Below are 11,413 nucleotides of genomic sequence, written 5' to 3' on the forward strand. Positions count from 1 at the left end.
AGTTATAGAGTAATAATTAAATATATGTTATAATATTTTTGATTATTTAGAGAGAAGAGATATTATGGGATTTTTTAGTAAAATATTTAAAACAAAAGAACGCAGAATGAATGCGCAAAAGTATAAAATCGGAATGTCTAAAACTAGAGATTCTATTTTTGGAAATATAAAGGACTTGTTGGCTTCAAAATCTTTGGATTCAAATGATTTTTTTGATGAGTTAGAAGAAATATTAATTATGGCTGATGTTGGAGTTAACACAGTTGTTAAATTTGTTGATCACTTAAGAAAAACAATAAAAATAAAAAAGATTAGTGATGCAGATATGCTCATGGAATTGATTATTGAGAACATGTATTCTTTATATGTTAAGGATGAACTGGAGTTAAATACTATCAATTATGAAGCTGGTAGAGTAAATGTGTTTCTATTTGTTGGTGTTAATGGAGTAGGTAAAACTACTACAATTGGAAAAGTAGCAAACGAAATGATTAAAGATGGTAAAAAAGTAATGTTAGTTGCGGGGGACACATTCAGAGCAGGAGCGATTGAACAATTGAGAATTTGGTCTGAAAGAGTAAACTCTGAGTTCTTTAGCAAAGAAGAAGGTAGTGATCCTTCAAGTGTAATGTTTGATGCGATTAATTATGCAAAGCAAAATGACATTGATGTAATATTATGTGATACTGCAGGTAGACTTCAAAACAAAAAGAATTTGATGAATGAACTCGATAAAATTAATAGAGTGATTAATAGAGAGATTGAAGGAGCACCACATGAAACGTTGTTGGTTGTTGATGCAACGACTGGACAAAATGGCTTGTCTCAAGCGAAAATATTCAATGAAGTAACTAAAATTACAGGTATTGTTCTAACTAAACTAGATGGTACAGCCAAAGGTGGTATTGTACTAGCTATACGTGAAGAAATGGGAATCCCTATCAAATATGTGGGACTTGGTGAAAAATTAGAAGATTTAGAGCACTTTGATTTCGATGAGTATTTGTATGGTATGTTTGGAGATGTTATGTAATGGACTTATTAGAGAAAAACATTGAGTTAAACAAAATATATGATCTGTATCAAGAATTACTAACCAGTAAACAACAATCGTATTTTGAAGCGTATTATTTTGATGATTTAAGTATTTCTGAGATTAGTGAGAATTACGAGATATCTAGAAATGCTGTACATGATCAACTTAAAAGAACAGTAACAAAATTGAATGATTTGGAACAAAAGCTAAAGTTACGTGAAATGAAAAAAACACGTAAATCTTTATATGATAAAATAGTATCTAAAACTGATAATCAAGAGATTATTGATTTGGTTGAAGATTGTAAGAAAGTAGAGTGATTTTATGGCTTTTGATAATTTAAGTGATCGATTGCAAATGTCAATTAGACGTATAACTGGTAGAGGACGTTTGAGTGAAAAAGATATAGAAGAAATGATGAGAGAAGTTCGTTTGAGTTTACTTGAAGCGGATGTAAATTTCAAGGTAGTAAAATCATTTACAAAGAATGTTAAAGAACAAGCGATGGGAGAGAAAATTCTTAAAGGATTGAATCCTGGTCAACAAGTTGTGAAAATAGTTAGTGATGAGCTCCAGCGTGTCATGGGAGATAAAGCAGAACCACTAACAATTAATGCTATCGGTATCACAAAAATGATGATGGTAGGGTTACAAGGTGCTGGTAAAACAACCACTGCTGGTAAACTTGCTTTGCATTTAAGAAAACAAAATAACATGAAACCATTACTTGTTGCATTGGATATTTATCGTCCTGCAGCAATTGAGCAACTTAAAACTGTTGGTGGACAAATTGGTGTAGATGTTTTCGAAATGGGTACCAACGAAAAACCAATAAACATTATGAAACAAGCAATGGAGTTTGCTGTTTCTAATGGAAACAATCTTGTAATAGTGGATACAGCGGGTCGTCTTCAAATTGATGAAGATATGATGAATGAGCTTGTTGAGATCAAAGAATATTTAAAGCCTGAAGAAGTATTATTAACGGTCGATTCAATGACTGGTCAAGATGCTGTAAATGTAGCTGAAGGATTCAATAATACACTTGGTGTAACTGGGGCAATCCTTACAAAACTAGATGGAGATACACGTGGTGGAGCTGCATTAAGTTTAAAACAGGTTACTAACATTTCTATTAAACTAATGGGTATGGGAGAGAAACTAGATCAACTGGAAGTATTCCATCCTGAAAGAATGGCATCTCGTATTTTAGGTATGGGAGATGTAATGACTTTAGTAGATAAAGTTACTGATAATATCGATGAAGACGATATGATGGGTATGGTTGAAAAAATGATGAGTGGTAAGTTCAACTATAATGATTATCTGAAGCAATTGAAAATGATAAAACGTATGGGTAGTCTTGGTGGAATAATGAAATTGATTCCAGGTATGGGCAAGATGATGAAAGGTGTCAACGTCGATGACAAACAAACTGTTTACGTTGAAGCAATGATTTCATCAATGACAAAAAATGAACGAAAAAACCCGAAACTAATCTCACAAACAAGTAGTAGAAGACGAAGAGTAGCTAAAGGGAGTGGACGTTCTGTTGCTGAAGTGAATAAACTTATTCAGCAAATTGATCAAATGTCAGCAACATTTAAAAGAATGCAAGGAATGGATCCAAACCAAATGGCCAATATGAATCCTATGCAGATGATGAATCAAATGAAACAAACACCTGCTAAAAAGAAATCAGGTAAGAAAAAGAAACGTTGGAAGTATTAAAAAAAATGCAGATTATTCTGCATTTTTCTTTAGGAATTTTTCAATAAATTTAATAACACCATTCTCTTTGTTTGTGAATTCTGTTATCGTATCAGCATAAGGTTTCAATCGATCCTGAGCATTGATCATCGCTACACCTAATCCTGCATATTGCAGCATCTCAATATCATTGTGTGCATCTCCGATTGCTACTATGTTTTCTTGTTCAAAACCAAGGTATTTACTAACATACTCTACTGCGTTTCCTTTTGATGTTTCTGGAGTAAATAATTCTATAATATACTCATAATCATTTCCCCAATTACGATGAAGAACTTTATCTTTGAAGTGTTTCTCTACATAGTCCTCAATATGAGCACCACGTCCGTCTTTTGAAATTATAATGAAGCCATTTGTTGGTGTTTTTAGTATATCTTTGAAATCACCGACAAATAACCTTGCCCCATTAAAATTATGAAGTAACGGTTGGATTTCTTCGGTATCTTTTAACAAGTAAATATCATCAATCACTTCACCAAAAGCATTGTCAATATGTTCTTTATTATTCTCGAATATATCCAATACAGAATCTAAGTCTACAGTAAGACTATATCCCTTAAAATTCTTATCATGCTTTGATGTTACTAATCCACCATTATAATTAATTAAAGGTGTATTTAAACCTATTTTATCATAAAACGCTTCTGCAGATCTAAAGGGACGACCTGTTGCTAAAACAACTTTATGCCCTAAAGTCTGAATGTATTTAAGATAATTTACTGACTCATCAGAAATTGTTTCCCAATCCTGAAGTAAAGTTCCATCTAAATCTAAAACAAATAAATATCTTTTCATATTATCACCGTTTTATATTATCGCATAAGCACAATTTATACACAAGATAAATATTATTATGTTATAATAATTACTAGTAAGGAGGAATGAAAATGGAGTTTATAAATTTGCCAAACATATCTGCGTTCTTCTTCGGAGTTTTAACAGGTATGGTTTTATTAACAACAACATTCGTCTTTTTGTTTATTAGATCAAAAGTAATTGATGTTGAAGAAGTAACTAGGCCAACAAGTGACGTGGATCCTGATGTCTTAATTGCATTGATTAAATCAAAACAAAAAGAATTTAAACAAAAGAGAAAACTGAAAGAAGAAGGAGTTGCAAAACTCACTTTTAATATTAGCTTTGAACTTGTAAATGAGATTGCTAAATATTTCTTTCCAGACAGTAAGTACCCAACACTAGAACTGAACGTAAATGAACTGTTAAACCTAAATCATTACATCACTGATAGAATAAGTGAAATTCTTGATAAACCAGTGATTAAGAATACAAAAAAAATGCAAATAGTTAAAGTAATGGAAATGCTTGATAAAAAACGTGCAGTAGAAGAAAACAAAGTTGTAAAAGCAGCTAAGAAAATGAAACTTGGAAAAGTAGCTAAATACGGTGGCATGGCACTTAATGCTGTTAATCCAATTTACTGGTTTAGAAAAGCTGTTATAAATACTTCAGTAACTGCTATGACAAAGAAAGTATGTATTGTAGTTATCGGTATCGTTGGTGAAGAGACAATCAAAGTATATTCTAAAGCACTATTTGAAGAACCAATAGATGTAAAACTTGTTGAACAAGAAATGCAAGCTTTACTAGAAGAAGGTGACGAAGATGAAGACAATTAAGAGTATGGAAGATTTTTACAAAGTAATAGAAGAACCAAAGAATACATTCGTGTATTTCTATACAAATTGGTGTCCTGATTGTTTTGCAGTGAAACCTTATTTACCACAACTTGAATTAGATTATCCAGATATTGAGTTTTTTTCAATGGATAGAGATGCAGATATAGAACTTGCAAGGCATTTAAATATTTTTGGAATTCCAAGTTTTATCATGTTTAACAATAATGAAGAAATAGGACGTTTTGTTAGCAAATTTAGTAAAAGCTACAAAGAAGTACATATGTTCATTAAAAACACATTAGAGGGGTGATTTTATGCTTTTTAAGAAGAAAGTTTCTTTAGTAGTAACTGAAAGAACAAAAGATACTAAACCGTTCATAGTTCCTCAAATAGAAACGGAAGATGAAAAAGATAAATACAAGAGAGATCGTTTCGTTTCTCCTGTTTTTGGACGAAAAGCAAAAGATGAAATCGTAATTCCTACACCTCATGAACGCAAAGGTGATTATGATTTACAATATGATTCATTTAGAACAGAACCTAAATTATCAAAAGAAGATAAAAAGCGAAGATATGGTAGTGAATATCATGAGTTCGATTTAATAAGTGGAAGCAATTTAACGGAAGCTTTGGGAAATGCAGAAAAGACAAAGAGACCTCAAGAAGCACCTGAGATTTATCCTGCACCTAAAGAAGATATATTCGAAGAACCAGTTGAAAAACCTAAAACAAATATAACAGACTTTTTCGATGTAAAAAAAGAAGTAGAAAAACCGAAAGAGAAAAAAGAAAAAATCTCAATCATAACTGCACCTAAATCTATGAATAAATTCAACACAGAATATCAATTACCACCATTGAGTTTATTAACAAAACCATTAAAAAAAGAAACAGATCATTCTGAGTGGATAGAAGGTCAAATTGATGTTTTAGATAGAACCATTGAGGAATTTAAAATTGGTGGTAAAGTTGTTAATCATACAAAAGGACCAACTGTTACAAGATACGAGATTGCTTTAGACAGTGGAGTTAATGTTCGTAAAATTGTTAATATAAGCGATAACCTTAAAATGGCATTGGCTGCAAAAGAGATTAGAATTGAAGCACCAATCCCTGGGAAGTCAACAGTGGGGATTGAAGTACCAAACTTAAAACCTGAAATTGTACATTTCATTGATATACTAAGCAAACCAGAGTTCAAAAATGATGCATTATTAAATGTAGCTCTTGGTCTTGATATTGATGGAAAAGGAGTATATGCTAGTATTGCAAAAATGCCTCATGGTTTAGTTGCAGGTGCAACAGGTAGTGGTAAAAGCGTATGTATAAACACAATATTAATGAGTCTATTATTTCAATATACTCCAGATGAATTAAAACTTATGTTGATTGATCCAAAAATGGTAGAATTAGCAAGCTACAATGATTTACCTCATCTACTTACTCCGGTAATTACAGATGCTAAAATTGCTACTGCTGGTCTAAAATGGGCTGTGGAAGAAATGGATCGAAGATTCCAGGTATTTTCAAATGAACGAGTTAGAGATATTAAATCGTATAATGATAAAATCATTAACGAAGGTAATTCTGACATTATGCCATATGTAGTAATTATTGTTGATGAACTTGCAGATTTAATGATGGTTGCATCGAATAGTGTTGAAGAAGCAATAATGAGACTAACACAAAAAGCAAGGGCTTGTGGTATGCATTTAATCATTGCGACACAAAGACCAAGTACTGATGTAATAAAAGGTACAATAAAATCTAACATACCAACTCGTATTGCGTTTAGTGTATCGAGTTATATTGATTCAATGACAATTATTGATAGTGCTGGTGCTGAAAAATTACTAGGACGTGGAGATATGTTATTCAGTGAATCTGGACAACCTCAAATCCGCGTACAAGGTGCCTTTATTAGTGATACAGAAATCTATAATGTAAATGAGTTTATTCGTGGACAAAGAAGTTCTGAATATCAGTTCGATCAAGATAAATTGATTAAGAAAGCTTCTCAAAGTGAATCAAGTGATGAACTCGTACCTGAAGTGGCAAGATATGTGGTACTTCAAGGTGAATGCTCAATAAATAAAATATCCAAAGAATTTAGAGTTGGGTTTAATCGAGCACAAAAAATAGTAGAAATACTATCTGAACTTGGTGTTGTAAGCACCAATCTAGGTTCAAAAGCCAGAACAGTAAATGTAACTATGGAAGAACTTGACGACGTATTAGACTAAGGTGATAGATATGGAAGAGAATTACGATTTAGAAAATGATTTTAAAACAGAATCATTAATTCTGTTTAAGAAACTTAAAAGAAGAACAATCATTGTATTGGTGTTTTTTATCATCACAATTGTATCTTCAATGTTTGTTAAGTATAGTGATTTTGATGTAATATTTACATCTTTATTCTTCAAAGTGTTGATAACCTTGTCAGTCATAATGACTATAGTAAACATATCACTTTGTTTCTTCAAAGATCATTTCAATAAGGAACACATATTCAAACTTATAAAAAGAGAAAAAGAAGCATATGAGTTAATAAGTGTAATACCGATTTTTGTTGCGGTAGTTGTATTCTTAAATGCTTTCTTGTTGTCACCAGCAGTTGTAGAAGGTCCATCTATGGAGCCTAATTATTATGAAGGTGATACAGTTATAATCTCGCATTTAAATAATTATGAACGTTTTGATACTGTAATCATAAAAGTTGTCTCGGGAGACACATATTCATATTATATAAAAAGAATTATAGGTTTGCCTGGAGAAACTGTTACAATTGAAAACAATAGTATATATATAACAAGAGACGGTGAAACATTTCTATTAGATGATACAACAGAGATACCAAATAATGCAGTTACAACATGTTTACCTGGTACAGGACAAGATATTAGTGATAGTTGTAGTTTTATAGTACCAGAAGGAGAATACTTTGTTCTTGGTGATAATAGACAACAAAGTACAGATTCTAGAACACCTAGTCTTGGGACAATAGAAGAAGAAAGTTTTTACGGAGAAGTTATATTTAGAGTAAACTTTTTTGATTAAAGTAAAAGAGAGTTGATGCAACATGAAGCAAATTCAATGGTACCCTGGTCATATGGCCAAAACAAAAAGAGAAATCAAAGAAAAAATAAAGTTAATTGATATCGTTCTAGAGCTGCGTGATGCTAGAATTCCTTTCAGTTCGAGGAATCCTGTTATAACAGAAATGACTGGTGATAAACCAAGAGTTATTCTATTGAACAAAGCAGACTTAGCAGATCCAAAAGAACTAGAAAAATGGATTAACTATTTTGATAAAAAAGGTGTTAAAGCCCTTAGAGTAAACGCAATAAATGGTAAAGGTGTAAATAGAATACTACCTTTGTTGAAAGAGATATTAAAAGACAAAATCGAAAAAGAAAAGAGTCGTGGACGAAAAGAGAGACCAATTAGAACGATGATTTTAGGGATACCTAATGTTGGGAAGTCTACACTTATAAATAAACTAGCGAACAAAAGGAAACTCGTTGCTCAAGATCGTCCTGGAGTTACTAGGCAAACCCAATATATTAGAGTTGGTCAAGACTTAGAACTGTTGGATACACCCGGTATTTTATGGCCGAAATTTGATGATGAGGATATTGCTTTTAGATTAGCGTTAACAGGCGCAATAAAAGATGATATTCTACCAATTGATGATGTTGTTATTTATGGGTTTAAAATTCTGGATAAATTCTACAAGACTCAATTTGAAGCTCGATACGATATTAAAGTAGATATTGATGATGTAGTAAAGATTTTTGATGACATTGGAAGAAGAAGAGGATTCTTACTTCCAGGAAACCATATTGATTATGAAAAGGTAAGCAATGTATTTCTACATGAGTTTAGACACGAAAAATTCGGAAAAATAATTTTGGATAGGGTTGATGAACATGTATGAGTTTGAAAATAATTTATATCAGTTAGGATATCAAAAAATTGCTGGAACAGATGAAGTTGGACGTGGACCACTTGCTGGACCTCTTGTTTGTGCAGCGGTAATACTTGATCCAGATGTTACAATCTACGGATTAAATGATTCAAAAAAAATATCTGAGTTAAAAAGAGAAAAAATTGCAAAAGAAATAAAAAAGTACGCATTGGCGTACAGTATTGTTTATATATTTGAAGAAGAGATTGATCAAATAAATGTTTATCAAGCATCTAAAAAAGGAATGATTGAAGCATTGAATGATTTGACAACAGAACCAGATTTTGTTTTGAGTGATGCTATGCCACTTGGTGATGATATTCCGCATGAGGCTATCATCAAAGGTGATACAAAATCAGCAAGCATTGCTGCGGCTAGTATTATTGCAAAAGTTGAGAGAGATCATTATATGGTGAAGATGGCGGATAAGTATCCTGGTTATGGATTTGAACAACATAAAGGGTATCCTACTCAACAACATATAGAGGCACTTGATACTCTAGGTATTTGTAAGATTCACAGAAAGACATATAAACCTGTGAAAGATAGAATTCAGAATCAACTAACACTAGAAATATAAAGAGTGACCACTTGGGTCACTCTTTTTAAATGTCTAAGGATGCATTATACAACTCTGAGTAATATCCTTTGCGAGTAATTAGTTCTTTATGTGTTCCTCTTTCACTAATTCCATCCTCTGTTAAAACAAGGATTTCGTCTGCGTTTGATATAGTTGATAACCTATGAGCTATAACTAAGGTAGTTCTTCCAGAACTTAAATTATCTAATGCCTTCTGAATAAGTTTTTCCGTTACATTATCCAATGAACTAGTTGCTTCATCTAGGATAAGTATTGGTGGATTTTTTAAGAATACACGTGCGATACTAACTCTTTGTTTTTGCCCACCACTTAATTTAACACCACGTTCTCCAACAAATGTATCATAACCATCTTCTAAGCTTAGGATGAACTTATGGATATTTGCTTTTTTTGCAGCTTCCATTACATCGTCTAAATCCGCTTCAGGGTTACCATATAAGATGTTATCTCTGATTGTTCCATAGAATATGTAGACATCTTGCTGAACATGACCTATATTGCTTCTTAAAGAATATATATCATAATCTTTAACGTCAATATTATCTACTAGAACTTGACCCTCGTTGACATCGTAGAATCTTGGGATTAATTTGCTTATTGTTGATTTTCCAACTCCAGTTTCACCAACCAATGCAACTTTCCTACCTTTATCCACCTTTACATTGAAATTATGTAAGACATGAGATCTTGATGATTCGTATTGGAATGATACATTCTTAAATTCGATTGTACCAAAAGTATCATCTAAATACTGTGGATCTTCTGGTGATGTTATCTTAGGTTGAATATTCATAGTGTTGTAGAACTTTTCATAACCTGACCAACCTTTTTGAACTTGCTCGATTGTACCAATCAAAGTACGAATTGGTTGAATCAAATAACTAATGTATAAGAAGTATGCTGTATAGTCTCCAACATTCATTTCGCCTTTTGAAACGAAGTATCCACCAAACACTAAAACGGCAAGATATAGTAAATCTATAAACCAGTTTGTACCACTGCTGAATATACCCATTTGCTTATAGAAATCTCCAAATGATTCCTGATATAATTCAGTAACTCTTGTGAACTTCTGAATTTCGAATTCTTCATTGGTGAACGCTTTTGTTAATCTAACTCCACCAATACTATTTTCAACTTCGCTATTTATTTCTTCATGAGTTTTTCTTGTTTTTCTTGATGCCTGCATCATTTTTTTACGTCGTGTCGCACTAAATATCACTAGGAAGATTATGAATACAAACACGATCAATGTAAATGTCAGATGAATTGTAGCTAGTATTGTGAAACTACCAATTATCATAACAGTCGATACAAATATGTTTTCAGGTGTATGATGAGACATTTCTGAAATGTCTCTTAAATGCCCAACTATATGAGACATGATACTCCCTGTTTTATGATCATCGAAATAATCTGAATCCAACGTTTGAATCTTCTTAAACAGGTCTATCCTCATATCTCTTTCAATACGAGTTCCCATAACATGTCCGTAGTAATTAACGAAGTAATTACAATACATTTTCACCATGTATAAACCAAGCAATATAGCCCCGTAAGAGAATATAAGTTGCATATGTCCGTTTGGTATAAAATCATTGATAAATAATCTTGTGAACCAAGGGAATAATAGATTGACAGCGCTCATTACAGTAGCGGCTAATAAATCTAGAAAGAATAGTAATCTGTGATTCTTGTAATACTTGATAAATGTTTTCAACATAATGTTCACCTCAAACGCATTATATCACAAGTAAATTATTGTAGTAAGTATAAAATAAATTTGCTATAATGGTGTTGGTGATATTATGGAAATTAATGTAAAAGATTTATTAAAAATCGATTTAAAAGATGAAGTAATTATATTTCAAACTGATACTGTTTATGGCATTGGATGTTTGTTGAACAGTAAACTGGGCGTAGACAAAATCTACAACATAAAAAAAAGAGATGGTGTAAAGCCGCTTGCTGTTTTATGTGCAAATCTTGAACAAGTAAAGAGTTTGGTTAAAGATTATGATTTGGGTGAGAAATATGGTAAGAAACATTGGCCTGGGGCATTGACTTTGATCTTTGATAAACTGGAAAGTGTTCCAGATTTTGTAACAAGTGGTTTCGATACAGTAGGCGTTAGGATTCCTAAGGATGAAATCGCACTACAAATACTCGATCATTTTGGACCTATGGCAGTTACTAGTTTGAATATTAGTACAGAACCATCTGTACTGAAATACAGTGATGCAATGACATTTTCAGACGAAGTTGATTATGTAATTGGTGGGGATGATTTATTCAACATCAGTAGCACAGTTTATGACGTTAAGAACAAAAAAACATTAAGACAAGGAGACATCTACTTATAGGAGTAGTATGTCTCTTTTTGTTTAGATATTAAACTA

At 32.1% G+C, this 11,413-nt stretch carries 12 protein-coding genes; 10 read left to right on the forward strand and 2 right to left on the reverse strand.

The annotated features are described in order from the left end of the window. Positions 1-64: 64 nt before the first annotated feature. The 3 genes from ftsY to ffh are packed head-to-tail and all read left to right on the forward strand — an operon-like array spanning position 65 to position 2,767. Positions 65-1,033: a signal recognition particle-docking protein FtsY gene (ftsY, locus tag AC2LE6_RS06780; protein ID WP_484478508.1), complete on the forward strand. Its 969-nt coding sequence runs from the start codon at positions 65-67 to the stop codon at positions 1,031-1,033. Continuing rightward, on the forward strand, positions 1,033-1,356 hold the full coding sequence (gene ylxM / locus AC2LE6_RS06785) for a YlxM family DNA-binding protein (RefSeq protein WP_484478509.1): 324 nt from the start codon (positions 1,033-1,035) through the stop codon (positions 1,354-1,356). Before ftsY ends, ylxM begins: the two co-directional genes overlap by 1 nt. Before the next feature lie 4 nt (positions 1,357-1,360). Next, positions 1,361-2,767, forward strand: coding sequence for a signal recognition particle protein (gene ffh, locus AC2LE6_RS06790; RefSeq protein WP_484478510.1), 1,407 nt, complete (start codon positions 1,361-1,363; stop codon positions 2,765-2,767). A 12-nt stretch (positions 2,768-2,779) separates the two neighbouring features. Here ffh and AC2LE6_RS06795 read toward each other — a convergent pair whose 3' ends face one another. Beyond that, positions 2,780-3,601 (reverse strand): Cof-type HAD-IIB family hydrolase, encoded by an 822-nt coding sequence (locus AC2LE6_RS06795; RefSeq protein WP_484478511.1) that lies wholly within the window; start codon positions 3,599-3,601, stop codon positions 2,780-2,782. A gap of 92 nt (positions 3,602-3,693) precedes the next feature. On the opposite strand from AC2LE6_RS06795, the gene AC2LE6_RS06800 reads away from it, so the two are divergent. Genes AC2LE6_RS06800 through AC2LE6_RS06825 form a run of 6 tightly spaced genes read left to right on the forward strand, consistent with a single transcriptional unit; the run spans position 3,694 to position 8,993 of the window. Next, on the forward strand, positions 3,694-4,443 hold the full coding sequence (locus tag AC2LE6_RS06800; RefSeq protein WP_484478512.1) for a hypothetical protein: 750 nt from the start codon (positions 3,694-3,696) through the stop codon (positions 4,441-4,443). Continuing rightward, a complete protein-coding gene (locus AC2LE6_RS06805) occupies positions 4,430-4,753 on the forward strand; it encodes a thioredoxin family protein (RefSeq protein ID WP_484478513.1) in 324 nt (107 codons plus the stop codon). The genes AC2LE6_RS06800 and AC2LE6_RS06805 overlap by 14 nt, the downstream gene beginning before the upstream one ends. Before the next feature lie 4 nt (positions 4,754-4,757). Next, positions 4,758-6,686 carry a DNA translocase FtsK gene (locus AC2LE6_RS06810; protein ID WP_484478514.1) on the forward strand — a complete coding sequence of 643 codons (1,929 nt, stop codon included), beginning with the start codon at positions 4,758-4,760 and terminating at the stop codon, positions 6,684-6,686. 10 nt (positions 6,687-6,696) lie between these two features. Continuing rightward, positions 6,697-7,503, forward strand: coding sequence for a signal peptidase I (lepB, locus tag AC2LE6_RS06815; protein ID WP_484478515.1), 807 nt, complete (start codon positions 6,697-6,699; stop codon positions 7,501-7,503). A gap of 22 nt (positions 7,504-7,525) precedes the next feature. After that, entirely contained in the window at positions 7,526-8,383 is an 858-nt protein-coding gene (gene ylqF / locus AC2LE6_RS06820; protein ID WP_484478516.1) for a ribosome biogenesis GTPase YlqF, read from the forward strand. Next, entirely contained in the window at positions 8,376-8,993 is a 618-nt protein-coding gene (locus AC2LE6_RS06825) for a ribonuclease HII (RefSeq protein WP_484478517.1), read from the forward strand. Before ylqF ends, AC2LE6_RS06825 begins: the two co-directional genes overlap by 8 nt. A gap of 25 nt (positions 8,994-9,018) precedes the next feature. On the opposite strand, the gene AC2LE6_RS06830 is transcribed toward AC2LE6_RS06825, so the two are convergent. Next, positions 9,019-10,737: an ABC transporter ATP-binding protein gene (locus AC2LE6_RS06830; protein ID WP_484478518.1), complete on the reverse strand. Its 1,719-nt coding sequence runs from the start codon at positions 10,735-10,737 to the stop codon at positions 9,019-9,021. An 85-nt stretch (positions 10,738-10,822) separates the two neighbouring features. On the opposite strand from AC2LE6_RS06830, the gene AC2LE6_RS06835 reads away from it, so the two are divergent. Beyond that, a complete protein-coding gene (locus AC2LE6_RS06835; protein ID WP_484478519.1) occupies positions 10,823-11,377 on the forward strand; it encodes an L-threonylcarbamoyladenylate synthase in 555 nt (184 codons plus the stop codon). Positions 11,378-11,413: the final 36 nt, after the last annotated feature.

The organism is Candidatus Izemoplasma sp. (assembly GCF_982632705.1).

What these genes read in the sequence shown, in the direction of transcription:
- ftsY (WP_484478508.1), top strand. Translation starts at nt 65, where the DNA reads ATGGGATTTTTTAGTAAAATATTTAAAACAAAAGAACGCAGAATGAAT.
- ylxM (WP_484478509.1), top strand. Translation starts at nt 1,033, where the DNA reads ATGGACTTATTAGAGAAAAACATTGAGTTAAACAAAATATATGATCTG.
- ffh (WP_484478510.1), top strand. Translation starts at nt 1,361, where the DNA reads ATGGCTTTTGATAATTTAAGTGATCGATTGCAAATGTCAATTAGACGT.
- AC2LE6_RS06795 (WP_484478511.1), bottom strand. Translation starts at nt 3,601, where the DNA reads ATGAAAAGATATTTATTTGTTTTAGATTTAGATGGAACTTTACTTCAG.
- AC2LE6_RS06800 (WP_484478512.1), top strand. Translation starts at nt 3,694, where the DNA reads ATGGAGTTTATAAATTTGCCAAACATATCTGCGTTCTTCTTCGGAGTT.
- AC2LE6_RS06805 (WP_484478513.1), top strand. Translation starts at nt 4,430, where the DNA reads ATGAAGACAATTAAGAGTATGGAAGATTTTTACAAAGTAATAGAAGAA.
- AC2LE6_RS06810 (WP_484478514.1), top strand. Translation starts at nt 4,758, where the DNA reads ATGCTTTTTAAGAAGAAAGTTTCTTTAGTAGTAACTGAAAGAACAAAA.
- lepB (WP_484478515.1), top strand. Translation starts at nt 6,697, where the DNA reads ATGGAAGAGAATTACGATTTAGAAAATGATTTTAAAACAGAATCATTA.
- ylqF (WP_484478516.1), top strand. Translation starts at nt 7,526, where the DNA reads ATGAAGCAAATTCAATGGTACCCTGGTCATATGGCCAAAACAAAAAGA.
- AC2LE6_RS06825 (WP_484478517.1), top strand. Translation starts at nt 8,376, where the DNA reads ATGTATGAGTTTGAAAATAATTTATATCAGTTAGGATATCAAAAAATT.
- AC2LE6_RS06830 (WP_484478518.1), bottom strand. Translation starts at nt 10,737, where the DNA reads ATGTTGAAAACATTTATCAAGTATTACAAGAATCACAGATTACTATTC.
- AC2LE6_RS06835 (WP_484478519.1), top strand. Translation starts at nt 10,823, where the DNA reads ATGGAAATTAATGTAAAAGATTTATTAAAAATCGATTTAAAAGATGAA.